Raw genomic sequence first — 25,057 nt, 5'->3', positions numbered from 1 at the left:
GGCAATCAGAACGATTCGTCGGCTGACAGGTAGCGCCATTGGCCTTGCGGCAGCGCGCCGAGCATCACCCGACCCATCCGCACGCGCTTCAGGCCGATCACTTCGAGTCCGACCAGTTCGCACATCCGGCGGATCTGGCGCTTCTTGCCTTCGCGCAGCACGAAGCGCAGCTGCTCGCCGTTCTGCCAGCTCACCATCGCCGGCTTCAGCGGCACGCCGTCGAGTTCGAGACCATGGCGCAGTTTCGCGAGCGATTCGGCGGGGAAGTGCTGGTCGATGTCGATCAGGCGATCGCCGAAGCGCACGCGCACCAGGTATTCCTTGTCGATGTCCGATTGCTCGCCGATCAGCTGTTTCGCGATCACGCCGTTCTGCGTGAGCACGAGCAGGCCCGTCGAGTCGATGTCGAGCCGGCCGGCCGGCGCAAGCGCGTGCAGGTGTTGCGGCGAGAACCGGATCTGCGAGCGGTCGCCGCTCCACTGGTTCGCGCGCGTGATCAGCACCGATGCGGGCTCGTAGCCGTCTTCGGCCTGCCCCGACACATAACCGACCGGCTTGTGCAGCAGGATCGTCACTTGCGCAGCCTGCGCAGCGCTAGCGCGCTCGTCGATCTCGATCTTCTGGTCGGGACGGACCTTCGTGCCGAGCGTGTCGATGCGTTCGCCGTCGACCAGCACCCAGCCCTTTTCGATCCATTCGTCGGCTTCGCGGCGCGAGCACAGGCCCAGTTCGGACATCCGTTTCGACAGGCGCATCAGGCCCGTTTCGTCGCCGTGATCGACGTCGGCGGCGCGGCGCTTGACCGGTTGGGCGGTCTTTAGCGCAGTGCCGGTCGGGCGGCGCTCGGTGCTGCCGCCTTCGGTGCCTGCGCGGCGCGGGCGAGCATCGTCGCCACTGCGGCGGGCGGGACGATCGGACGGGGCGCGGCGTTCGCCGAAGCTGCGCTTCGCGCCGTCGCCGGCCGGCTTGTCGCGGTACGGGGCGCGTGCCCCGCCTTCGGCGCCTGCGCGGCGCGGGCGTGCATCGTCGTCGCTGCGGCGTGCGGGGCGATCGGACGATGCGCGGCGTTCGCCGAAGCTGCGCTTCGCGCCTTCGCCGGCCGGTTTGTCGCGGTACGGCGCGCGTGCGCCGCCTTCGGCGCCTGCGCGGCGCGGGCGAGCATCGTCGTCGCTGCGGCGTGCGGGACGATCGGACGATGCGCGGCGTTCGCCGAAGCTGCGCTTCGCGCCGTCGCCGGCCGGCTTGTCGCGGTACGGCGCGCGTGCGCCGCCTTCGGCGACTGCGCGGCGCGGGCGTGCATCGTCGTCACTGCGGCGTGCGGGGCGATCGGACGGGGCGCGGCGTTCGCCGAAGCTGCGCTTGTCGCCGTAGCCGTCGGCCTTGTCGCGATAGGGCGCGCGTGCGCCACCTTCGGCGACTGCGCGGCGCGGGCGTGCATCGTCGCCGCTGCGATACGGACGCGCGTCGCCACGTTCGGCACCACCGTCACGCGGCACACGTTTCGCCGGCGCGCGGTCCGCACCGGGGCGGTCCGTGCCGCGCGGCTTGAACGCGCGTTCCCCGGCAGCTGCTGGCGCGGCGGCCTTTTTGGGGCGCGGAGGCTTGTCGGCTGCGGGCGGCGCGGCGGCGCGCACCGGCTTGCGGGCGACGAGGCTGCCGGAGCGGACAGGGGCGCGGGTCGGCGATGCCGGCTTCGGATTCTTGACGGTGAGTTTGGTGCGCATAAACGCTGGAGTTCATTCAGACTGCGATCGCGCGCAGCAATTCGGTTTCGAGCTGGATCTGCAGGCGGTTGTCGGACAGGCCGGTACCGTCGAGCAGGAAAATGTCCTCGACACGTTCGCCGAGCGTGTTGATCCGCGCCGCGTGGACGCCGACCCGATGCTCGGCCAGTACGCGCGCGATCGAATAGAGAAGGCCCGGCCGGTCGTTGGCGGACACGGACAGGATGTAGTACTGGCCGCGCTCGTCGGCCCGGAGGTCGACGCGCGGCGTGATCGGAAACGTCCGCGACAGCCGCGACAGGCGGCCCTTGGACGGCTCCGGCAGCGGGGCGGTTTCAGCGAGGCGCGCCGCGAGCTGCTGTTCGACGAGATTCGCGATGTCGCGATAGCGCACGTCGTGCTCTGTCTGCGTGACGATGAAGTTGTCGAGCGCATAGCCGTGCCGCGTCGTGCTGACGCGCGCATCGAGCACCGACAGCCCGTTGCGGTCGAAGTACGCGCAGATGCCCGCGAACAGGTCAGGGCGGTCCTTCACGTATACGAGCACCTGCAACGCGTCGCCGATCGGCGACGGCCGCGCCCGCACGATCGCGGTTTCGGCGTTTACGTGCCGGTACAGTACGCGCGTCTGCCATGCGATGTCGGCCGCGTCGTGACGCAGAAAGAAACCTACGTCGAGCTGATCCCACAGTGCGCGGTGCGCGTCGTCGGGCACGGTCTCGAGGCGCAGCAGTGCGAGCGCCTGCTCCTGCCGCGATTTCAGTTCCGAGTGCGCGTCGGGCTTCGCACCGCCAAGCACCGCGAGCGTGATGCGGTAGAGATCCTCGAGCAGCTTGCCCTTCCACGCATTCCATACCTTCGGGCTCGTGCCGCGGATATCGGCGACGGTCAGCAGGTAGAGCGCGGTCAGATACCGTTCGTTGCCGACGACTTCCGCGAAGCGCTTGATGACTTCCGTATCGCTCGTGTCCTGTTTCTGCGCGACCTGGCTCATCGTCAGGTGATGCTGGACAAGCCACACGATCAATGCAGCATCGTCGCCTGCGATCCCGTGCTCGCGGCAGAAGCGCCGCGCATCGGCCATCCCGAGCGTCGAATGATCGCCGCCGCGGCCTTTCGCGATGTCGTGGAACAGCGCCGCGACGTAGAGCACCCACGGCCGCTCGAAGTTGCCGATCAGCTGGCTGCAGAACGGGTACTCGTGCGCATGCTCGGCCACCGCGAAGCGGCGAATGTTGCGCAACACCATCAGGATGTGCTGGTCGACCGTGTACACGTGGTACAGGTCGTGCTGCATCTGGCCGACGATGCGGCGGAAGTTCAGCAGATAGCGGCCGAGCACGCTCGTCTGGTTCATCAGCCGGAACGCGTGCGTGATGCCTTCGGGCTGCTGCAGGATCTGCATGAACGTGCGGCGGTTCTGCGGATCGCGCCGCCAAGTGTTGTTCATGATCTCGCGCGAGTTGTACAGCGCGCGCAGCGTGCGGGCCGACAACCCCTTCACGCCGCGGGTCGTTTCGTACAGCAGGAACGCCTCGAGGATCGCGTCCGGATGACGTTCGAACACGCCGTCGTCGACGATCTCGAGCATGCCCTGCTTCTCGACGAAGCGATCGGGCGACAGCACCCGCGTGATGCCGCTCGTTGCGGGGAACAGCTGCGCCTCGATGTTCTGGATCAGGATCGTCGCGAGCTGCGTAACCGCTTTCGCGGCCCAGTAGTAGCGGCGCATCAGCTGCTCGCTCGCGCGCTTGCCTTGCGTCGACTGATAGCCGAAGCTCTCGGCCGCCTGCGTTTGCAGGTCGAACACGAGCATGTCCTGGCGGCGGCCGGCGATCACGTGCAGCCGTGCGCGCAGCGTCTTCAGGAACCCTTCGTTGCGGCGCAGCTCGCGCGCTTCGCGCTCGGTGATGAGGCCGCGCGTGTCGAGCTCGCGCCAACTGCTGCCGAAGCCGGCCGCGCGCGCGATCCACAGGATCGTCTGCAGGTCGCGCAGCCCGCCGGGGCTTTCCTTCACGTTCGGCTCCAGGCTGTACGGCGTGTCCTGGAACTTCGCGTGGCGCTGCCGCATCTCGAGCACCTTTGCGGTGAAGAATGCGCGCGCGTCCAGCGCCTCGTGATAGCGCACGGTGAAGCGCTCGAACAGCGCGGTGCTGCCGACGATGCGCCGCGCCTCGAGCAGCGAGGTCTGCACGGTCACGTCCTGCGACGCTTCCTCGATGCATTGCGCGACCGTGCGCACGCTGCTGCCGATCTCGAGCCCGAGATCCCATGCCATCCCGATGAAGCGCTCGATCCGCGCGTCGAGCGCTGCATCGTGCGCATCGGGCAGCAGCACGAGGATATCGACGTCCGAGTGGGGCGCGAGCTCGCCGCGCCCGTAGCCGCCGACCGCGACGAGCGCGAGCGTCGCCGGCAATCCGCAGTCGTCCCATACGCGCTTGAGCGCGTCGTCGGTGAGTTTCGACAGCGCGTGCATCAGCGATGCGACGTTCGTCGCGCTGCGAAAGCGCTCGAGCATGTCGGCCTTGGCGGCCTTGAATTCGGCGCGCCGCGACAGCGCTTGGGGCGAGGGGGCGGCGTGAGCGCTCATGGGCGGCCGTTCAGGTCAGGTGCGGGTGGACGGGAGTGACGAGTAACGCGGCGGCGCTCAGACCGCGGCGGCCGGTTGCGCGAACACCGGCCGCGCCGGCGTGCCGGCGGACACGGTCAGCACTTCGTAGCCGGTGTCGGTGACGAGCACCGTGTGCTCCCATTGCGCGGACAGGCTGCGGTCGCGCGTCTTGACCGTCCACTGGTCGGGCATCGTGCGGATGTCGCGCTTGCCGGCGTTGATCATCGGCTCGATCGTGAAGATCATCCCGGCCTTCAGTTCGATGCCGGTGCCCGGCCGGCCATAATGGACGACCTGCGGATCTTCGTGGAAAACGGTGCCGATGCCGTGGCCGCAGTACTCGCGCACGACGCTGTAACCCTGCGCTTCCGCATGCTTCTGGATTGCATAGCCGATGTCGCCAAGGTGCGCGCCGGGCTTGACCTGGTCGATCCCGAGCCACATGCACTCGTAGGTGGTCTGCACGAGGCGCTTCGCGAGGATCGAGCCCTCGCCGACGATGAACATCCGGCTGGTATCGCCGAAATAGCCGTTCTTGATGACGGTGACGTCGATGTTCAGCGCGTCGCCGTTCTTCAGCACCTTCTCGCCCGGAATGCCGTGGCAGATCACGTCGTTGACTGAAATGCAGGTCGCTTTCGGGTACGGCGGATAGCCGGGCGGCTGGTAATTCAGCGGCGCGGGGATCGTGCCCTGCTCGTTGACCATGAATTCGTGACAGAGCCGGTCGAGCTCGGCGGTCGTGATGCCCGCGACGACGTGCGGCGTGATGAAGTCGAGCACTTCGCTCGCGAGACGGCAGGCGACACGCATCTCGGCGATGTCGTGTTCGTTTTTGAGCGTAATAGCCATCGAGGTATGCCTGGAATGCGGTGAATTAAAGGATTATCGCACCTTATGGCGGGTATCGCAGCCCCTGCGGCTCGCCCTGGTGCGGGTTTTCGCGGATTGTCCGCGGGGCTCGCGGGCGGCAGTCGGAAATGGCGAGCGACTTGAGAGCCGACAAATCGGCGTGCTATACTCTCTGGCTAAGTCGACATCCAAATGCCGAACATGCTCCATCCGGGGTGATGTGGGGCGGTATCGCGATGAAAGGCTTGCGGCACGCGCATTTTCGCACGTGCCGAATCGCAAGCCGGCGCAACCAGGGTGCCGGCCGCGCGGAACGAAGGCCTCACGGCGCGTTCGCGCGGCGGTACGGCAGCCGGCTTAAGACCCAACCCTCGTGGAGAATTTACATGGCAGTTACGATGCGCCAAATGCTGGAAGCGGGTGTCCACTTCGGTCACCAGACGCGCTTCTGGAACCCGAAGATGGCTCCGTTCATTTTCGGTCACCGCAACAAGATTCACATCATCAACCTCGAAAAGACGCTGCCGATGTTCACGGACGCACAGAAGTACGTGCGCCAGCTGGCAGCGAACCGCGGCACGATCCTGTTCGTCGGCACGAAGCGCCAGTCGCGTGACACGATCGCCCAGGAAGCGCAACGTGCGGGCATGCCGTACGTCAACGCACGCTGGCTCGGCGGCATGATGACCAACTTCAAGACGCTGAAGGTATCGATCAAGCGCCTGAAGGACATGGAAGCCGCAGTCGAGGCGGGCGAGCTCGAGAAGATGAGCAAGAAGGAAGCGCTGCTGTTCGAACGCGAAATCGCCAAGCTGCAGAAGTCGATCGGCGGCGTGAAGGACATGGGCGGCATTCCGGACGCAATCTTCGTCGTCGACGTCGGCTACCACAAGATCGCCGTCACGGAAGCGAACAAGCTGGGCGTGCCGGTCATCGCCGTGGTCGACACGAACCACTCGCCGGAAGGCGTGGACTACGTGATCCCGGGCAACGACGACTCGAGCAAGGCTGTCGCGCTGTACGCTGAAGGCGTGGCCGACGCGATTCTGGAAGGCCGTGCGAACGCGGTCAACGAAGTGGTCCAGGCCGCGCGCGGCGACGACGAATACGTCGAGGAAAACGCGTAACTGGCCCCGAGCCGGCGCAAAAAGGGGGCTCTCAACAGGCCCCCTTTTTTTAAGCTTGTGCGCCGGACCTGATCGCGCGGAATCTGCGCGGGTCCGGAAACGATTTTCGGCCGTCCGCGTCCAAGCGGGCGGCGTTGTGAATACAGACTCAAGGAGCGAATGATGGCGGCAATTACCGCAAGCATGGTGGCAGAACTGCGCGCAAAGACGGACGCACCGATGATGGAGTGCAAGAAGGCGCTGACGGAAGCCGACGGCGATCTGGCCAAGGCTGAAGAGCTGCTGCGCGTCAAGCTCGGCAACAAGGCGAGCAAGGCGGCATCGCGCGTGACGGCCGAAGGCGTCGTCGCATCGTTCGTCGGCGGCAACGCAGGTGCGTTGGTCGAGCTGAACTGCGAAACCGACTTCGTCGCAAAGAATGACGACTTCCTCGCGTTCTCGAAGACGGTTGCAGAACTCGTTGCGACGAAGAACCCGGCCGACGTGGCCGCGCTGTCGGCGCTGCCGCTCGACGGCAAGACGGTCGACGAAGTGCGTCTGGCACTGGTCGGCAAGATCGGCGAGAACATCTCGATCCGCCGTTTCGTGCGCTTCGAAACCGCGAACAAGATCGCGACGTACCTGCACGGCGCACGCATCGGCGTGATCGTCGAGTACACGGGCGCGGACGAGCAGGTCGGCAAGGACGTCGCGATGCACATCGCCGCGATGAAGCCGGTCGCGCTGTCGTCGGCCGACGTGCCGGCGGAACTGATCGAAACGGAGCGCCGCGTCGCCGAACAGAAGGCTGCCGAATCGGGCAAGCCGGCTGAAATCGTCGCGAAGATGGTCGACGGCAGCGTCCAGAAGTACCTGAAGGAAGTGTCGCTGCTGAACCAGACGTTCGTTAAGAACGACAAGCAGACGATCGAGCAGATGCTGAAGGCAGCGAATGCGGCAGTGCAGAAGTTCGCGCTGTTCGTCGTCGGCGAAGGCATCGAGAAGCGCCAGGACGACTTCGCCGCCGAAGTGGCCGCGCAAGTCGCAGCAGCAAAGCAGCAGTAAGCAGTCAGGCAGTATCCGCGGCGGGCGTCCGCTCCGCCGCGGCCGGCGGCGCCGCCGGCCGGCCGGGAACCCCGGTCCGGTCGCCGGCGCTTGCCCGAATCAGTATTTCGCCCCTACAGTTCGTGGTTGTCATCCTCTCGTCGCTCGGAAGCCCCTATGTCCAATGCCTATAAACGCGTCCTCCTCAAACTCTCCGGCGAAGCGCTGATGGGCGACGATGCCTTCGGCATCAATCGCGCGACGATCGAGCGGATGGTGGCGGATATCGCCGAAGTCGTGGGTCTCGGCACGCAGCTCGCGGTCGTGATCGGCGGCGGTAACATTTTCCGCGGCGTCGCGGGCGGTGCGGCCGGCATGGACCGCGCGACGGCCGACTACATGGGGATGCTGGCGACGATGATGAACGCGCTGGCGCTGCAGGACGCGATGCGCCACGCCGGCATCGTCGCGCGCGTGCAGTCCGCGCTGCGCATGGATCAGGTCGTCGAGCCGTATATCCGGCCGCGCGCGATCCGCCAGCTCGAGGAAGGCAAGGTCGTGATCTTCGCGGCCGGCACGGGCAACCCGTTTTTCACGACGGACACGGCCGCCGCGCTGCGCGGTTCGGAAGTGGGCGCCGAGGTCGTATTGAAGGCGACCAAGGTCGATGGCGTATATTCTGCCGATCCGAAGAAGGATCCGTCGGCCACGCGTTACACGACGATCAGCTTCGACGAGGCGATCAGCCGCAATCTGCAGGTGATGGACGCGACGGCCTTCGCGCTGTGCCGCGACCAGAAGCTGCCGATCCGCGTGTTTTCGATCAACAAGCCGGGCGCGCTCAAGCGCATCGTGCTGGGCGAGGACGAAGGTACGCTCGTCCACGTGTAAACTCCCGCGGATGCGGGCAAGCGGCGTGGGTCGTCGGCCGCGGCGCGTGGCGCGCCGGGCGGGGCCCGCGTTCATTGAAGGTTTGAAGGTTCGGAGGTTGAAATGAGTGTCGCTGATGTCAAGAAGGGCGTAGAGCAGAAGATGCAGCGCTCGATCGAAGCGTTCAAGAACGATCTGGCGAAGATCCGCACGGGCCGTGCGCATACCGGTCTGCTCGATCACGTGCAGGTCGACTACTACGGCTCGATGGTGCCCATCTCGCAGGTCGCGAACCTGACGCTCGTCGATGCGCGCACGATCGGCGTGCAGCCGTGGGAAAAGAACATGGTCGCGAAGGTCGAGAAGGCCATCCGCGAAGCCGATCTGGGCCTGAACCCGGCCACGGCCGGCGACCTGATCCGCGTGCCGATGCCCGCGCTGACGGAAGAACGCCGCCGCGAGCTGACCAAGGTGGTCAAGAGCGAAGGCGAAACGGCCAAGGTCGCGATCCGCAACCTGCGCCGCGACGCGAACGAAGCGCTGAAGAAGCTCGTGAAGGACAAGGAAATCTCCGAAGACGACGAGCGCCGCGCGAGCGACGACGTGCAAAAGCTCACGGACAAGCACGTCGCCGAAGTCGACAAGCTCGTGCAGACCAAGGAAGCCGAGATCATGACGGTCTGACGACCGTCGTCTCGCGCGCCGCCTTCTTCCCGCATCACTGTCTCAACGGCCATGACCTATACCAGCTCTACCGTTCGCGTGCCTGACGTCGGCGCCGTGCCGCGTCATATCGCGATCATCATGGACGGCAACGGCCGTTGGGCGACCGAACGCCGCTTGCCGCGCGTCGCGGGGCACACCCGTGGCGTGGACGCCGTGCGGGCGGTGGTCGAAGGCTGCGCGCGCGCCGGCGTCGAATACCTGACGCTGTTCGCATTCAGTTCGGAAAACTGGCGCCGCCCGAGCGACGAAGTGTCGTTTCTGATGCGCCTGTTCATCACCGCGCTCGAGCGCGAGATCGGCAAGCTGCACGCGAACGGGATCCGCCTGCGTGTGGTCGGCGATCTCGAGCGCTTCGAGCCGCGCATCCGCGAGCTGATCCGCCGCGCCGAGACCAAGACGGCGCGCAATACCCGCCTGACCCTGACGATCGCCGCGAACTACGGCGGCCGCTGGGACATCCTGCAAGCGACGAAGAAGCTCGTCGAACAGGCCGTGCGCGAGGGGCGCGAGGTCGACGTGACCGAAGAAGCGTTCGCGCCGCACCTGGCGATGGCCTATGCGCCTGAGCCCGACCTCTTCATCCGCACCGGCGGCGAGCAGCGCGTCAGCAATTTCCTGCTGTGGCAGCTCGCGTACGCCGAGTTCTACTTCACGGACAAATACTGGCCGGACTTCGACGGCGCGGCGCTCGCCGACGCGATCGCGTCGTACACCGAGCGCGAGCGTCGTTTCGGGCGCACCAGCGCCCAGCTCGAACCGCAATCGCAGAACGCCGACTCCCTTTCATGCTGAAGACCCGCGTGATCACGGCGGTCGTGATGCTGGCAGTGCTGCTGCCGGTGACGCTGTTCGCGCCGCTTGGCGGTTTCGGCGCGCTGATCGGCGTCGTACTCGTGTTCGCCGCATGGGAATGGGCGCGCCTGTTGAAGCTCGGCGCCGCCGGCTCCGTCATGTATGCGATCGTCGCGGCACTCGGGCTGGCAGCCACCACGCCGCTCGGCGTCGGTGCGACTTCGTCCCGTCCCCTTTTCATGGCGGCCGGCGTGTTCTGGCTACTCGTCGGCCCGTACTCGTTGCGGCGCAAGCCCACGCTCGCCGGCGGCGTGTGGCGGCCGTTCCTGCTCGCGGCCGGTGTCGTCGTGTTCGCGGCCTGCTGGCACGCGCTCGTCGCGGCGCGTGCGCAGGGCGTGCCGTTCGTGCTGTCGCTACTTCTCGTCGTGTGGCTCGCCGATATCGGCGCATACTTCGCGGGCAAGGCGTTCGGAAGGCGTAAACTGGCGATCACGATCAGTCCCGGCAAAAGCTGGGAGGGCGCCGTGGGCGGCTGGCTGGCCGTGATGATTGTCGCCGGTGTCGCCATGGCCGCGCACTGGTTCGAACCGACCCTGTTTTCTGCGTTTGCCGTGCGCTACGGGATGCCCGGCGCATGGGCCGCGCTGACGCTGCTGGTCGTCTACAGCGTGATCGGCGATCTGTTCGAATCGCTGCTCAAGCGTCAGGCGGGCGTGAAGGACTCGAGCGGCCTGCTGCCCGGTCACGGCGGCGTGCTCGATCGCGTCGACGCGCTGCTGCCCGTGCTGCCGCTCGCGATGCTGCTGCTTGGTTAAACCACTATTTCTGTTATGCAAAAACGTCTGACACTGCTCGGTTCCACGGGCTCGATCGGAGACAGCACGCTCGACGTGGTCGCGCGCCATCCCGAGCGTTTCTCGGTCTACGCGTTGACCGCGCACCGTAATGGCGACAAGCTCGTCGAGCAGTGCCTGCGCTTCGCCCCCGAAGTCGCGGTCGTTGGCGATGCGGCGACGGCCGCGCACGTCGAAGCGCGGCTGCGCGCGGCAGGCAGCAAGACCACGGTGCTGTACGGGCCGCAGGCGCTCGTCGACGTGTCGAAGAGCGACGGCTGCGACACGGTCGTCGCGGCGATCGTCGGCGCGGCCGGCCTTGCGCCGAGCCTTGCGGCCGCACGTGCCGGCAAGCGCATCCTGCTCGCGAACAAGGAATCGCTGGTGATGTCGGGCTCGATCTTCATGGACGCGGTGCGCGATCATGGCGCGATCCTGCTGCCGGTCGACAGCGAACACAACGCGATCTTCCAGTGCATGCCGCGCGACGGGAACGAGCACGGCGGGATCTCGAAGATCATTCTGACCGCCTCGGGCGGCCCGTTCCGCACCCGCGAGCCGGCGACGCTCGCCGACGTGACGCCGGACGAGGCGTGCAAACACCCGAACTGGGTGATGGGCCGCAAGATTTCGGTCGACTCCGCGACGATGATGAACAAGGGCCTGGAGGTGATCGAGGCGCACTGGATCTTCGGCCTGCCTGGCGACCGGATCGACGTGCTGATTCACCCGCAGAGCGTGATCCATTCGCTCGTGTCGTACCGCGATGGCTCCGTGCTCGCGCAGCTCGGCAATCCGGACATGCGTACGCCGATCGCGCACGCGCTGGCATTCCCGGAGCGCGTCGACGCGGGCGTCGAGCAGCTCGACCTTGCGCAGATCGCGCAGCTGTCGTTCGAGAAGCCCGATTACGCGCGCTTCCCGTGCCTCGCGCTCGCGCTGAAGGCGCTCGAAGAGGGCGGTATCGCGAGTGCCGCGTTGAACGCCGCGAACGAAATCGCGGTCGAAGCGTTTCTCGAGCGCCGAATCGGCTTCATGGCGATCGCGGCAACGGTCGACGCAGTGCTTAACGCATTGCCGAACCGCGAGCCGAACGGGCTCGACGACGTCCTGGCGGCGGATGCCGAGGCTCGCCGCCTCGCCGCCGAGATCATTGCGAAAGCGCCTGCGCCACGCGTGGAGCGTACTGTCTGAATGAGGTGCTCATGAACGTGCTGGTCGAACTGATCGCGTTTGCGGTGGCGATCGGGGTGCTGGTCGTCGTGCATGAGTACGGACATTATCGCGTCGCGCGCTGGTGCGGCGTGAAGGTGCTGCGTTTTTCGATCGGCTTCGGCCGGCCCGTCGCGCGCTGGGTCAGCCGCAGGACCGGCACCGAATGGACGCTTTCCGCGTTGCCGCTTGGCGGGTACGTGAAGATGCTCGACGAGCGCGAGCCGGGGCCGGGCGTGAAGCCAGAGGAACTCGACCAGGCGTTCAACCGGCAGTCGGTGTTCAAGCGTATCGCGATCGTTGCCGCCGGCCCGCTCGCGAACTTCCTGTTGGCAATCGTCCTCTTTTCCGCCGTATTCGCGACTGGCGTGACCGAGCCGGCCGCGGTCGTCGCGCCGCCGGCCGCCGGCACGGTGGCGGCTCGCGCGGGCTTCGACGGCGGCGAGACGATCGTGTCGATCCGCGACGCCGACGGCGGCGATGCCGCGCCGGTCCGCTCGTGGTCGGACCTGCGCTGGAAGCTGCTGGCTGCTGCGTTCGATCATCGCGAGATCGTGCTCGGCGCGCGCGACGGCGGTTCGTCGACGTTCGATTTCCGCGTCGACCTGCGCAATGTGCCCGAAAGCCAGCTCGACGACGATTTCATGATGCACCTCGGCTTCGAGACCGGAGGCGGCACGCTGTCGATCGCATCGGTGCAGCCGGGCAGCGCGGCCGAGCAGGCAGGCCTGAAGGCCGGCGACAAGCTGCTTGCGCTCGACGGCAAGCCGATCGGCGGCGCATCGCGCTTCATCGATATCGTGAAGCACCACGCGGGCCAGGCGGTCGACCTGCAGGTCGACCGCGGCGGTTCCACGCAAACCGTGCAGATCGTGCCGCAGGTGCAGCGCGACGACGAGACGGGGCAGCAGATCGGCCGCATCGGCGCTGCGCTGTCGATGCACACGCCGTCGGTCGACGTGCGCTACGGACCGCTCGAAAGCCTGCGGCTGGGCGCGCATCGCACGTGGGACATCGCCGTCTATTCGCTGAAGATGTTCGGCCGGATGATCACGGGCAACGCGTCGTTGAAGAACCTGTCCGGCCCGGTGACGATCGCCGACTACGCGGGCAAGAGCGCGCGGCTCGGTCCGTCGGCCTTCCTGTCGTTCCTCGCCCTTGTCAGCATTAGCCTCGGGGTGTTGAACTTGCTGCCGATTCCCGTTTTGGACGGGGGGCATCTGTTATATTATCTGGTTGAAGCCGCGACCGGGAAAGCCGTCTCGGAGCGCTGGCAGCTGATTCTGCAAAGAGCCGGGTTGATCTGCATCGTCGCGTTGTCGGCGATCGCGCTGTTCAACGACCTGGCTCGGTTAATCCATTTCTGAAGCGTCAGGCGGCGGCCGGTCGGCCGCCGCCTGATTTGATGCAGCTAAATATTGGGGATGCACGTTGTTCAAACCTCATCGCTTTGTACCTAAGACAGTTGCAGCGGCCGCGCTCGCCGCGCACGGCCTCGCGGCGCATGCAGCGGCACCGTTCGTGGTGCAAGACATCAAGATCGAGGGGTTGCAGCGCGTCGAAGCGGGTTCGGTGTTCGCGTACCTGCCGATCAAGCAGGGCGATACCTTCACCGACGACAAGGCATCCGAAGCAATCCGCGCGCTGTACGCGACGGGCTTTTTCAACGACGTGCGCATCGCGACGCAAGGCAACGTCGTGATCGTGCAGGTGCAGGAGCGTCCGGCCATCGCGTCGATCGACTTCACCGGCACGAAGGAATTCGACAAGGACAACCTGACGAAAGCGCTGCGCGCGGTTGGCCTGGCCGACGGCCGCTACTACGACAAGGCGCTCGTCGACAAGGCCGAGCAGGAGCTCAAGCGTCAGTACCTGACTCGCGGTTTCTACGCGGCCGAGGTGAAGACGACGATCACGCCGGTCGACGCGAACCGCGTGTCGATCCTGTTCGCGGTCGCGGAAGGGCCGAGCGCGAAGATCCGCCAGATCAACTTCATCGGCAACAAGGCGTTCAGCACCAGCACGCTGCGCGACGAGATGCAGCTGTCGACGCCGAACTGGTTCTCGTGGTATACGAAGAACGACCTGTACTCGAAGGAAAAGCTGACGGGCGACCTCGAGGCCGTGCGCTCGTATTACCTGAACCGCGGCTACCTCGAGTTCAATATCGAGTCGACCCAGGTGTCGATCTCGCCCGACAAGAAGGACATGTACCTGACGGTCACGCTGCATGAAGGCGAGCCGTACACGGTGTCGGGCATCAAGCTGTCGGGCAACTTGCTCGATCGCGAAGCCGAACTGAACAAGCTGATCAAGATCAAGCCGGGCGATCGCTTCTCGGCCGAAAAGCTGCAGCAGACGACGAAGTCGATCGTCGACAAGCTCGGCGAATACGGTTACGCATTCGCGACCGTCAACGCGCAGCCGGACATCGACCAGGCGAACCACAAGGTGAACCTGAACCTCGTCGTCGATCCGAGCCGCCGCGTGTACGTGCGCCGCATCAACGTGGTCGGCAACACGCGCACGCGCGACGAAGTCGTGCGCCGCGAAATGCGCCAGCTCGAAAGCTCGTGGTTCGATTCGAACCGCCTCGCGCTGTCGAAGGATCGCGTGAACCGTCTCGGTTACTTCACCAACGTCGACGTGACGACGGTGCCGGTCGAAGGCACGAACGACCAGGTCGACGTGAACGTGAAGGTCGACGAAAAGCCGACCGGCGCGATCACGCTGGGCGCGGGCTTCTCGTCGACGGACAAGGTGGTGTTGTCGGCCGGCGTGTCGCAGGACAACGTGTTCGGCTCGGGCACGAGCCTGTCGGTGAACGTGAACACCGCCAAGAGCTACCGTACGCTGACCGTCACGCAGGTCGATCCCTACTTCACGGTCGACGGCATCAAGCGGATCACCGACGTGTACTACCGCACGTACCAGCCGCTTTACTACTCGACGAGCTCGAGCTTCCGGATCATCAGCGCGGGCGGCAACCTGAAATTCGGCATTCCGTTCTCGGAAGTCGACACCGTCTATTTCGGCGCGGGCTTCGAGCAGAACCGTCTTGATGTCGACTCGAACACGCCGCAGAGCTACCAGGATTACGTAAACGAATTCGGCCGCGTGTCCAACACGGTGCCGCTGACGGTCGCGTGGTCGCGCGATGCGCGTGACAGCGCGCTGATCCCGAGCCGCGGCTACTTTACGCAGGCGAACGTCGAATACGGCGTGCCGGTCGGCAAGATTCAGTACTACAAGGCAGACCTGCAGGCGCAGTACTACTATTCGTTCTCGCGCGGCTTCATCCTCGGCCTGAACCTGCAGGGCGGCTACGGTAACGGTATCGGCAACCCGTACCCGATCTTCAAGAACTACTACGCGGGCGGTATCGGCTCCGTGCGTGGCTACGAGCCGAGCTCGCTCGGCCCGCGCGACACGAAGACGAACGATCCGATCGGCGGCTCGAAGATGGTGGTCGGCAACATCGAGCTGACGTTCCCGCTGCCGGGCACCGGTTACGACCGCACGCTGCGCGTGTTCACGTTCCTCGACGGCGGTAACGTGTGGGGCAACGCGCCGGGCGGCACGAGTACCGGCGCGAACGGCCTGCGCTACGGCTACGGTGTGGGTCTCGCGTGGATTTCGCCGATCGGGCCGCTGAAGCTGAGCCTCGGTTTCCCGCTGCAGAAACACGAAGGCGACCAGTATCAGAAATTCCAGTTCCAGATCGGGACGGCGTTCTGATCGAACGCATGACAACAGCAACGAGAGGGTAATTTTGCTAACCGGTAAGTTTTCGAAACGAGTGATGTGTGCGCTGACCGTTGCGCTGGCCTTGGGCGCGGCGACAGCACACGCTCAGGACGTCGCCCGCATTGCGGCGGTCAATTCGGATCGGATCCTGCGCGAGTCTGCGCCCGCCAAGGCGGCGCAGACGAAGCTCGAAGCCGAGTTCGCGAAGCGCGACAAGGATCTGCAGGATCTCGCGGCGCGCCTGAAGTCGATGTCCGACTCGCTGGACAAGAACGGAGCGTCGCTGTCGGCGGCCGATCGTGCGCAGAAGCAGCGCGATCTCGCACAGCTCGACACCGACTTCCAGCGCAAGCAGCGCGAGTTTCGCGAAGACCTGAACCAGCGTCGCAACGAGGAACTCGCCGCGGTGCTCGAGCGAGCGAACAAGGTCATCAAGCAGATCGCCGAGCAGCAGAATTACGACCTGATCGTGCAGGAAGCCGTGTACGTCAGCCCGCGCATCGACATCACCGACAAGGTGCTCAAGGCGCTCGCGTCCGGCTCGACGAACTGAACGGAGCAGACGACGAATGGCATTGACGCTTGAGGCACTCGTAAAGCGGTTCGGCGGCGAGATCGCCGGCGACGCCCAGTGCACGGTCAGCGGCCTCGCGCCGCTCGACCAGGCAGGCCCTCAGCAACTCGCGTTTCTCGCGAATCCGAAGTACCTGTCGCAGGTCGAGACGACCCGCGCCGGCGCGGTGCTGATCGCACCGAAGGACCTCGAAAAGCTCGGCGCGGCGGCCAGCGGCCGCAGCTTTATCGTGACGCCGAATCCATACGCGTACTTCGCACGCGTCGCGCAGATGTTCATCGATCTCGCCGCGCCGCCGCGCGCGGCCGGCGTGCATCCGAGCGCGACGATCGATCCGGCCGCACAGGTTGCCGCAACCGCGGTGATCGGTCCGCACGTGACGGTCGAGGCCGGCGCGGTGATCGAAGACGGCGTGCAACTCGACGCGAACGTGTTCATTGGCCGTGGCACGACGATCGGCGCGGGCTCGCACCTGTATCCGAACGCATCGGTGTACCACGGCTGCAAGATCGGCCCGCGCGCAATCATTCATTCGGGTGCCGTGATCGGTTCCGACGGTTTCGGGTTTGCGCCGGATTTCGTCGGCGACGGCGACGCGCGCACCGGCACCTGGGTCAAGATCCCGCAGGTCGGCGGCGTGACCATCGGCCCGGACGTCGAGATCGGCGCGAATACGACGATCGATCGCGGCGCGATGGCGGACACCGTCATCGACGAATGCGTGAAGATCGACAACCAGGTGCAGATTGCCCACAACTGCCGGATCGGTGCCTACACGGTGATCGCCGGCAAGGCGGGCATCGCGGGCAGCACGACGATCGGCCGCCACTGCATGATCGGCGGCGCGGCCGGGATCGCCGGCCACGTGACGCTCGGCGACTATGTGATCATCACCGCGAATTCGGGCGTGTCGAAGTCGTTGCCGAGGGCCGGCATCTACACGAGCGCGTTCCCGGCCGTCGACCACGGCGAGTGGAACAAGAGCGCCGCGCTCGTGCGCAACCTCGACAAGCTGCGCGACCGCATCAAGGCGCTCGAAACCGCGCTCGCCGCCCACGGCGGCACGGACGCCTGACCGACACCATGCGAGACCACGAATCGGGCACGGCCAGCGCTACCGGCCCGGTTCGCCAGACTGGGCCGCGCGGCGGCCCGCTCCAGCCTTTGCATCACCACCGCGCAGCCTCTGCGTGAGACGAACCATCATGAGCACTGAAAAAATCAATCTCGACATCCACAAGATCCTCACGCTGCTGCCGCATCGCTATCCGATTCTGCTCGTCGATCGCGTGCTCGAACTCGAGCCGCACAAGGGGATCAAAGCGCTGAAGAACGTGTCGATCAACGAGCCGTTCTTCCAGGGGCATTTCCCGAAGCGGCCGGTGATGCCGGGCGTGCTGATTCTCGAGGCGCTCGCGCAGGCGGCCGCGCTGCTGACGTTTGCCGAAGAGCAGCCGAAGGATCCGGAAAACACGCTGTACTACTTCGTCGGCATCGACGGCGCGCGCTTCAAGCGTGTTGTCGAACCGGGCGATCAACTGATTCTGAACGTGACGTTCGAGCGCTACATCCGCGGTATCTGGAAGTTCAAGGCGGTGGCGGAAGTCGACGGCAAGGTCGCGGCGGAAGCCGAACTGATGTGCACGGTCAAGACGGCCGACGCGGCGCCCTGAGCGACGCGGCAAGCATGAATAACGCAACGCGACACATCACATCGAGAGGCAACGGCGCATGACCAGGATTCATCCCACCGCGATTGTCGAACCGGGCGCGCAGATCGACGAGTCCGTCGAGATCGGGCCGTACGCAATCGTCGGGCCGCACGTCACGATCGGCGCGCGCACGACGATCGGCTCGCACAGCGTGATCGAAGGTCACACGACGCTCGGCGAAGACAACCGCATCGGCCATTACGCGTCGGTCGGCGGCCGTCCGCAGGACATGAAGTACAAGGACGAGCCGACGAAGCTCGTGATCGGCAACCGCAACACGATCCGCGAATTCACGACGATCCACACCGGCACGGTGCAGGACGCCGGCGTGACGACGCTCGGCGACGACAACTGGATCATGGCGTATGTGCACATCGGCCACGACTGCCGCGTCGGCAACAATGTGATCCTGTCGAGCAACGCACAGATGGCCGGCCACGTCGAGATCGGCGATTTCGCGATCATCGGCGGAATGTCGGGCGTGCACCAGTTCGTGCGCATCGGCGCGCACGCGATGCTGGGCGGCGCATCGGCGCTCGTGCAGGACGTGCCGCCGTTCGTGATCGCAGCGGGCAACAAGGCCGAGCCGCACGGCATCAACGTGGAAGGCCTGCGCCGGCGCGGGTTCTCGCCCGACGCGATTTCCGCGCTGCGCAGCGCGTATCGGCTGCTCTACAAGAACGGCCTGTCGCTCGAAGAAGCGAAGGTGCAGCTGCGCGAGCTGGCGGCGGCGGGCGGCGAGGGCGACGCGGCAGTGACCGCGTTTGTCGAGTTCATCGACGCGTCCCAACGCGGCATCATCCGCTAAGCGATGTCGCTCCCGACCAATCAGCTCAGGCTCGCGATGGTCGCCGGCGAGCCGTCCGGCGATCTGCTCGCGGCATCGCTGCTCGGCGGGCTTCACGAGCGGCTGCCCGCGTCGACGCTGTATTACGGGATCGGCGGCCAGCGCATGCTCGCGCACGGCTTCGACTCGCACTGGCAGATGGACAAGCTGACGGTGCGCGGCTACGTCGAGGCGCTCGGCCAGATTCCCGATATCCTGCGGATTCGCGGTGAGCTGAAGCGCCAGCTGCTCGCGGAGCGGCCCGACGCGTTCATCGGCGTCGACGCGCCCGACTTCAACTTCAACGTCGAACAGGCGGCGCGCGACGCGGGCATCCCGTCGATCCACTTCGTGTGTCCGTCGATCTGGGCGTGGCGCGGTGGACGGATCAAGAAGATCGCGAAGTCGGTCGATCACATGCTGTGCCTGTTCCCGTTCGAACCTGCGATCCTCGACAAGGCGGGTGTCGCGTCGACGTATGTCGGCCATCCGCTCGCCGACGAGATTCCGCTCGAGCCCGACACGCACGGCGCGCGCATCGCGCTCGGCCTGCCGGCCGACGGCCCGGTGATCGCGGTGCTGCCGGGCAGCCGGCGTTCGGAGATCGCCCTGATCGGCCCGACGTTCTTCGCGGCGATGGCGTTGATGCAGCAGCGCGAGCCCGGCGTGCGGTTCGTGATGCCGGCGGCGACGCCCGCACTGCGCGAACTGCTTCAGCCGCTCGTCGACGCACATCCGCAACTTGCACTGACGATCACCGACGGCCGTTCGCAGGTCGCGATGACGGCCGCCGACGCGATCCTCGTGAAGAGCGGCACCGTCACGCTGGAGGCCGCGCTGCTGAAAAAGCCGATGGTGATCTCGTACAAGGTGCCCTGGCTGACCGGCCAGATCATGCGCCGCCAAGGTTATCTGCCGTACGTCGGCCTGCCGAACATCCTGGCCGGGCGTTTCGTCGTGCCCGAGTTGCTGCAGCATTTCGCGACGCCCGAGGCGCTCGCCGATGCAACGCTCACGCAACTGCGCGACGACGCAAACCGCCGCACACTGACCGAGGTTTTCACGGAAATGCACGTGTCGCTGCGGCAGAACACGGCCGCGAAGGCAGCCGAGGCGGTCGTGCGTGTGCTCGAGCAACGCAAGGGGCGCGCATGACGGTCGCACGTGCTCCACGCGGTCGCGCGTTCGACGACGTGCAGGGCGGTTTCGACTTCACGCGGCCCGACGAGATCGTCTGCGGCGTCGACGAAGCGGGCCGCGGCCCGCTCGCGGGGCCGGTCGTGGCCGCCGCGGTGATCCTCGATCCCGCGCAGCCGATCGACGGGCTCGACGATTCGAAGGCGCTGTCCGCGAAAAAGCGTGATGCGCTGTACGAGCTGATCGTCGCGCGCTCGCGTGCGTATTGCGTCGCATCGGCCAGCGTCGACGAGATCGATACGCTGAACATCCTGCACGCGACGATGCTCGCGATGAAGCGCGCGGTAGAAGGCCTGTCCGTCGTGCCGACGCTCGCGCAGATCGACGGCAACCGCTGCCCGACCCTGATGGTCCGAGCCGAGGCGATCGTCAGCGGCGACGCGCTCGTGCCGAGCATCTCGGCCGCGTCGATTCTCGCGAAGGTCACGCGCGACCGGATGCTCGTCGAGCTGCACGAACGCTATCCGGTGTACGGCTTCAACGTGCATGCCGGCTACGGTACCGAGAAACATCTTGCCGCGCTGCGCGAGCACGGCCCCTGCGAAGCGCACCGGCGCTCGTTCGCGCCCGTGCGCGCGGCCCTTGACCTGATTCGATGAAGAGCATCACTTCCCGCGACAATCCGCTGTACAAGCGCCTGAAGGCGCTCGCGGGCTCGACCTCCCAGCAGCGCCGTGGCGGCCACGCGCTGCTCGAAGGTTTCCATCTTGCGAGCGCATATCTCGACACGGGCGCCGTGCCCGAGCTGTGCGTCGCGACCGAAGGCGCGCTCGCGCATGCCGAAGCGCAGGCGATCGTCGCGCGCATCGACGCGCAGCGCGTCGTCACACTGCCCGACACACTATTCGGGCAACTGTCGAACGTGGTCAGCGGCGTCGGTTTCCTGCTGCTCGTCGACCGGCCGGCGCAGCCGCTGCCCGAGCGCGTCACGCATACGTCGGTCGTACTCGACGGCGTGCAGGATGCCGGCAACGTCGGCTCGATCCTGCGCAGCGCGGCGGCGGCCGGCGTGCGGCACGTGTTCTGCGCGCCGGGCACTGCGTATGCGTGGTCGTCGAAGGTGCTGCGATCGGGCATGGGCGCACACTTCCTGCTGTCGATCCACGAGGACGTCGAACCGCAAGAGCTTGCCGAACGTCTCGACGTGCCGGTCGCGCTGACCGATTCGCACGGCGCACAGCCCGTCTACGATTGCGACCTGTCCGGCCCCGTCGCGTGGGTGTTCGGCAATGAGGGCGCGGGCGTGTCGCCGTTCTGGCGCGATGCGGCCACGCATCGCGTGACGATCCCGCAACCGGGCGGCATGGAGTCGCTGAACGTCGCGGCCGCGGCGGCGGTGTGCCTGTTCGAGCAGGTGCGGCAGCAGCGGCGCGCATGACGGAGTGGCGGCGCGCACTGCGTGTCCGCCGATCTGCCCGTACGATAAAAAAAGGCCGCGTTCGACGCGGCCTTTTTGCTGCCAGCGGCCTCGCGGCCGCGCCGTCGCGCGCGTCAGTACGACTGCCGGTCGAGACGGATTTCCTGCAGGATCGTCGTCGCGATCTCCTCGATCGATTTGTGCGTCGACGACAGCCACTTGATCCCTTCGCGGCGCATCATTGCCTCGGCTTCGTTGATCTCGTATCGGCAATTCTCGAGCGCCGCGTACTTGCTCCCGGGGCGGCGCTCGTTGCGGATCTCGGACAACCGCTGCGGGTCGATCGACAGCCCGAACAGCTTCTCGCTGTATGGCGACAGCGCCGACGGCAGCTTGCCGCGCTCGAAGTCTTCCGGAATCAGCGGATAGTTTGCCGCCTTCACGCCGTACTGCATCGCGAGATACAGGCTCGTCGGCGTCTTGCCGCTACGCGACACGCCGACCAGGATCACGTCCGCTTCCGACAGGTTGCGGTTCGACTGGCCGTCGTCGTGCGCGAGCGAGAAGTTGATCGCCTCGATCCGAGTTTTGTATTCCTCGGTATCGGCGTTCTGGTGGCCGCGACCCATCGCGTGGCTCGACTTCAGTTCCAGTTCCTGCTCGAGCGGCTCGACGAAGCGCTGGAACATGTCGAGCACCAGCGCGTTCGAGCGCTTGACGATGTCGTTCGATTCGCTGTCGACGAGCGTCGTGAACACGATCGCGCGGCGGCCGTCATGCACCGCGGCCTCGTTGATCTTCTCGACCGTCGCGAAGGCCTTGTCGAGCGAGTCGACGAACGGCACGCGCACGAGGCGGAACTTCTGGTCGAACTGGGAGAGGATCGAGTGCGCGAAGGTTTCGGCAGTGATCCCGGTGCCGTCGGAGACGATGAAAACGGTAGGCAGCATGAACAGGGCGTCGAACGTGAAGGGCGGTTGCGCGGCGCGCTGGAGGTTCGCCTCCACACGCAGTGACAAGGTCGCGCCACATCCGGCAGCCGGCACGGTAGAATAGCGGCAACCTGTTGGATAAGCAATTGCGGGAGCGCGGTGCGAACGGCACCTTCGGCTTGTCGCCATTGAACGAAAACTCCCGGCAAGTTCGGCGATTCATCTGAATATATCGCCCTTCTGCCGGGATTTTTTCAAATCGGGTCGGAAGCTTTTCAGCTGCTGCGATTGTTTCTCCAACAGGTTGCGCAAGACGCGCCGCGCCTTTTTGCAAGCGCCCGCGTTCGAGCCCACTTGCGCAATCGAGCATTTTTTTCACACTTAGGGGCTTGTATGACTAACGCAGCAAACGTCGCAAAGGACCAGGCGTATGTAATCCCGTTCGAGCAGTTGCGGATGACCGATGTGGAGATCGTGGGCGGCAAGAATGCGTCGCTCGGCGAGATGATCAGCCAGCTTTCCGAGGCAGGCGTTCGTGTACCCACCGGTTTCGCCACAACCGCGCTCGCATTCCGCGATTTCCTGAAGCACAACGATCTGACCGATCGCATCGCGAAGCGTCTCGAGTCGCTCGACATCGACGACGTGAAGGCGCTCGCCGAAGCCGGTGCCGAAATCCGTAAATGGATCGTCGACGCGCCGCTGCAGGCACGCCTCGAGCAGGAAATCCGCGCACAGTTCGAAATCCTGAAGAGCGGCTCGCCGAGCGAGCTGTCGTTCGCCGTTCGCTCGTCCGCAACCGCGGAAGACTTGCCCGACGCGTCGTTCGCCGGCCAGCAGGAGTCGTATCTGAACGTCGTCGGCATCGAAGACGTGCTCGACCGCATGAAGCACGTGTTCGCGTCGCTGTACAACGACCGTGCGATCTCCTATCGCGTGCACAAGGGCTTCACGCACGCCGAGGTCGCGCTGTCGGCCGGCGTGCAGCGCATGGTGCGCTCGGACGTCGGCGCGGCCGGCGTGATGTTCACGATCGACACCGAATCGGGCTTCAAGGACGCCGTGTTCATCACGTCGAGCTACGGCTTGGGCGAGACCGTCGTGCAGGGCGCGGTGAACCCGGACGAGTTCTACGTGTTCAAGACGACGCTCGCGCAGGACAAGTACCCGATCATCCGCCGTTCGATCGGCTCGAAGCTGATCAAGATGGAATTCACGCAGCCGGGCGAGCCGGGCCGCGTGAAGACGGTCGACGTGCCGCACGAGCAGCGCAACCGCTATTCGATCACCGACGACGACGTGATCGAGCTCGCGAAGTACGCGGTCATCATCGAGAAGCACTACCAGCGTCCGATGGACATCGAGTGGGGCAAGGACGGCCGCGACGGCAAGATCTTCATCCTGCAGGCGCGTCCGGAAACGGTGAAGAGCCAGGCGAGCGGCAAGGCCGAGCAGCGCTTCAAGCTGAAGGGCCAGTCGCAGGTGCTGGCGACGGGCCGCGCGATCGGCCAGAAGATCGGCGCGGGCCCCGTGCGCGTGATCCAGGATCCGTCGGAAATGGAACGCGTGCAGCCGGGCGACGTGCTGGTGGCCGACATGACCGACCCGAACTGGGAGCCGGTGATGAAGCGTGCGTCGGCGATCGTCACGAACCGTGGCGGGCGCACCTGCCACGCGGCGATCATCGCGCGTGAGCTTGGCGTGCCGGCGGTGGTCGGCTGCGGCGACGCGACCGACGTGCTGAAGGACGGCGCGCTCGTCACCGTATCGTGCGCGGAAGGCGACGAAGGCAAGATCTACGACGGGCTGCTCGAGACGGAAGTCACCGAGGTGCAGCGCGGCGAACTGCCGGAAATCCCGGTCAAGATCATGATGAACGTCGGCAACCCGCAGCTCGCGTTCGACTTCTCGCAGTTGCCGAACGCCGGTGTCGGCCTCGCGCGTCTCGAGTTCATCATCAACAACAACATCGGCGTCCACCCGAAGGCGATCCTCGAATATCCGAACATCGACCAGGATCTGAAGAAGGCGGTCGAGAGCGTTGCGCGCGGTCATGCGTCGCCGCGCCAGTTCTACGTCGACAAGCTGACCGAAGGCGTCGCGACGATCGCCGCCGCGTTCTATCCGAAGCCCGTAATTGTGCGCCTGTCCGACTTCAAGTCGAACGAGTACAAGAAGCTGATCGGCGGTTCGCGCTACGAGCCGGACGAGGAAAACCCGATGCTGGGCTTCCGCGGCGCATCGCGCTACATCGCCGAAGACTTCGCGCAGGCGTTCGAGATGGAGTGCCGTGCACTGAAGCGCGTGCGCGACGACATGGGCCTGACCAACGTCGAGATCATGGTGCCGTTCGTGCGGACCGTGAAGCAGGCGGAGCGCGTCGTCGGTCTGCTCGAGAAGTTCGGCCTGAAGCGCGGCGAAAACGGCCTGCGCCTCGTGATGATGTGTGAAGTCCCGACCAACGCGATCCTCGCCGAAGCGTTCCTCGAGCACTTTGACGGTTTCTCGATCGGTTCGAACGACCTTACGCAGCTCACGCTCGGCCTCGACCGCGACTCGGGCATGGAGCTGCTGGCCGTCGACTTCGACGAACGCGACCCGGCCGTGAAGTTCCTGCTCAAGCGTGCGATCGACACCTGCCGGAAAATGGGCAAGTACGTCGGTATCTGCGGCCAGGGCCCGTCCGATCACCCGGACTTCGCGCAATGGCTGACCGACGAAGGCATCGTATCGATCTCGCTGAACCCGGACACGATCATCGACACGTGGCAGGCGCTCGCCAACCGCAAGTAACGATCGGTCATCCAGCTTCGACGAAAGGGCGGCTCGCCGCGCTTTCGTTGAAGGCAAAATGCAAGGTTCATGCTATAAACACCCCGGTAAGCGCCGGGGTGTTTTTTTTCGTCGGTACGTGCGAGGCCGCGTCGCGAGCATCGACC

21 protein-coding genes are annotated in these 25,057 nt (G+C 65.7%); 17 read left to right on the top strand and 4 right to left on the bottom strand.

Annotation, left to right across the window (positions count from 1 at the left end; all coding sequences use genetic code 11):
* Positions 1–5: 5 nt before the first annotated feature.
* Genes KDW55_RS15600 through map form a run of 3 tightly spaced genes read right to left on the bottom strand, consistent with a single transcriptional unit; the run spans position 6 to position 5,190 of the window.
* Positions 6–1,724, bottom strand: coding sequence for a pseudouridine synthase (locus tag KDW55_RS15600; RefSeq protein ID WP_212160222.1), 1,719 nt, complete (start codon positions 1,722–1,724; stop codon positions 6–8).
* 16 nt (positions 1,725–1,740) lie between these two features.
* Entirely contained in the window at positions 1,741–4,317 is a 2,577-nt protein-coding gene (locus KDW55_RS15595; RefSeq protein WP_212160221.1) for a [protein-PII] uridylyltransferase, read from the bottom strand.
* Between the two features lie 57 nt (positions 4,318–4,374).
* The gene (gene map, locus KDW55_RS15590) at positions 4,375–5,190 is read right to left on the bottom strand and encodes a type I methionyl aminopeptidase (RefSeq protein ID WP_040144486.1); all 816 of its coding nucleotides are present in this window, start codon (positions 5,188–5,190) and stop codon (positions 4,375–4,377) included.
* 386 nt (positions 5,191–5,576) lie between these two features.
* On the opposite strand from map, the gene rpsB reads away from it, so the two are divergent.
* The 16 genes from rpsB to KDW55_RS15510 all read left to right on the top strand — a co-directional run bounded on the left by rpsB (position 5,577) and on the right by KDW55_RS15510 (position 21,207).
* Positions 5,577–6,317: a 30S ribosomal protein S2 gene (gene rpsB, locus KDW55_RS15585; RefSeq protein WP_006483818.1), complete on the top strand. Its 741-nt coding sequence runs from the start codon at positions 5,577–5,579 to the stop codon at positions 6,315–6,317.
* A gap of 162 nt (positions 6,318–6,479) precedes the next feature.
* Positions 6,480–7,361: a translation elongation factor Ts gene (gene tsf / locus KDW55_RS15580; protein WP_040144485.1), complete on the top strand. Its 882-nt coding sequence runs from the start codon at positions 6,480–6,482 to the stop codon at positions 7,359–7,361.
* Positions 7,362–7,517: 156 nt separating this feature from the next.
* Entirely contained in the window at positions 7,518–8,231 is a 714-nt protein-coding gene (gene pyrH / locus KDW55_RS15575; RefSeq protein WP_011885142.1) for a UMP kinase, read from the top strand.
* Positions 8,232–8,333: 102 nt separating this feature from the next.
* A complete protein-coding gene (gene frr / locus KDW55_RS15570) occupies positions 8,334–8,894 on the top strand; it encodes a ribosome recycling factor (protein ID WP_006483822.1) in 561 nt (186 codons plus the stop codon).
* Positions 8,895–8,945: 51 nt separating this feature from the next.
* A complete protein-coding gene (gene uppS, locus KDW55_RS15565; RefSeq protein WP_040144484.1) occupies positions 8,946–9,728 on the top strand; it encodes a polyprenyl diphosphate synthase in 783 nt (260 codons plus the stop codon).
* The gene (locus KDW55_RS15560) at positions 9,722–10,543 is read left to right on the top strand and encodes a phosphatidate cytidylyltransferase (RefSeq protein WP_212147813.1); all 822 of its coding nucleotides are present in this window, start codon (positions 9,722–9,724) and stop codon (positions 10,541–10,543) included. Before uppS ends, KDW55_RS15560 begins: the two co-directional genes overlap by 7 nt.
* A 15-nt stretch (positions 10,544–10,558) precedes the next feature.
* Positions 10,559–11,755 (top strand): 1-deoxy-D-xylulose-5-phosphate reductoisomerase, encoded by a 1,197-nt coding sequence (locus KDW55_RS15555; RefSeq protein ID WP_040144482.1) that lies wholly within the window; start codon positions 10,559–10,561, stop codon positions 11,753–11,755.
* A gap of 11 nt (positions 11,756–11,766) precedes the next feature.
* Positions 11,767–13,140, top strand: coding sequence for an RIP metalloprotease RseP (gene rseP, locus KDW55_RS15550; RefSeq protein ID WP_040144481.1), 1,374 nt, complete (start codon positions 11,767–11,769; stop codon positions 13,138–13,140).
* 64 nt (positions 13,141–13,204) lie between these two features.
* The gene (bamA, locus tag KDW55_RS15545) at positions 13,205–15,511 is read left to right on the top strand and encodes an outer membrane protein assembly factor BamA (RefSeq protein WP_044843770.1); all 2,307 of its coding nucleotides are present in this window, start codon (positions 13,205–13,207) and stop codon (positions 15,509–15,511) included.
* A gap of 64 nt (positions 15,512–15,575) precedes the next feature.
* Positions 15,576–16,073 carry an OmpH family outer membrane protein gene (locus tag KDW55_RS15540; protein WP_040144479.1) on the top strand — a complete coding sequence of 166 codons (498 nt, stop codon included), beginning with the start codon at positions 15,576–15,578 and terminating at the stop codon, positions 16,071–16,073.
* 16 nt (positions 16,074–16,089) lie between these two features.
* A complete protein-coding gene (gene lpxD, locus KDW55_RS15535; protein ID WP_212147815.1) occupies positions 16,090–17,169 on the top strand; it encodes a UDP-3-O-(3-hydroxymyristoyl)glucosamine N-acyltransferase in 1,080 nt (359 codons plus the stop codon).
* Between the two features lie 130 nt (positions 17,170–17,299).
* Complete coding sequence (gene fabZ, locus KDW55_RS15530) at positions 17,300–17,767, top strand: 3-hydroxyacyl-ACP dehydratase FabZ (RefSeq protein ID WP_006495559.1); 468 nt, start codon at positions 17,300–17,302, stop codon at positions 17,765–17,767.
* Between the two features lie 58 nt (positions 17,768–17,825).
* Entirely contained in the window at positions 17,826–18,614 is a 789-nt protein-coding gene (lpxA, locus tag KDW55_RS15525; RefSeq protein WP_040144477.1) for an acyl-ACP--UDP-N-acetylglucosamine O-acyltransferase, read from the top strand.
* A 3-nt stretch (positions 18,615–18,617) separates the two neighbouring features.
* Positions 18,618–19,787 (top strand): lipid-A-disaccharide synthase, encoded by a 1,170-nt coding sequence (lpxB, locus tag KDW55_RS15520; RefSeq protein WP_059547734.1) that lies wholly within the window; start codon positions 18,618–18,620, stop codon positions 19,785–19,787.
* On the top strand, positions 19,784–20,428 hold the full coding sequence (rnhB, locus tag KDW55_RS15515) for a ribonuclease HII (RefSeq protein ID WP_069241508.1): 645 nt from the start codon (positions 19,784–19,786) through the stop codon (positions 20,426–20,428). The genes lpxB and rnhB overlap by 4 nt, the downstream gene beginning before the upstream one ends.
* On the top strand, positions 20,425–21,207 hold the full coding sequence (locus KDW55_RS15510; protein ID WP_059547732.1) for an RNA methyltransferase: 783 nt from the start codon (positions 20,425–20,427) through the stop codon (positions 21,205–21,207). The genes rnhB and KDW55_RS15510 overlap by 4 nt, the downstream gene beginning before the upstream one ends.
* Before the next feature lie 113 nt (positions 21,208–21,320).
* Here the strand turns inward: KDW55_RS15510 and KDW55_RS15505 are convergent, their stop codons facing one another.
* Complete coding sequence (locus KDW55_RS15505) at positions 21,321–22,136, bottom strand: pyruvate, water dikinase regulatory protein (protein ID WP_040144980.1); 816 nt, start codon at positions 22,134–22,136, stop codon at positions 21,321–21,323.
* A 375-nt stretch (positions 22,137–22,511) separates the two neighbouring features.
* Between KDW55_RS15505 and ppsA the strand changes: the two genes are divergently transcribed.
* Positions 22,512–24,911: a phosphoenolpyruvate synthase gene (gene ppsA, locus KDW55_RS15500; protein WP_040144473.1), complete on the top strand. Its 2,400-nt coding sequence runs from the start codon at positions 22,512–22,514 to the stop codon at positions 24,909–24,911.
* Positions 24,912–25,057: the final 146 nt, after the last annotated feature.

Source organism: Burkholderia sp. AU19243 (genome assembly GCF_018148075.1).
GTDB classification, from domain to species: domain Bacteria; phylum Pseudomonadota; class Gammaproteobacteria; order Burkholderiales; family Burkholderiaceae; genus Burkholderia; species Burkholderia latens_A.
The sequence above is the reverse complement of the archived record's forward strand: the minus strand, read 5'-3'. Positions and strand labels throughout refer to the sequence as shown.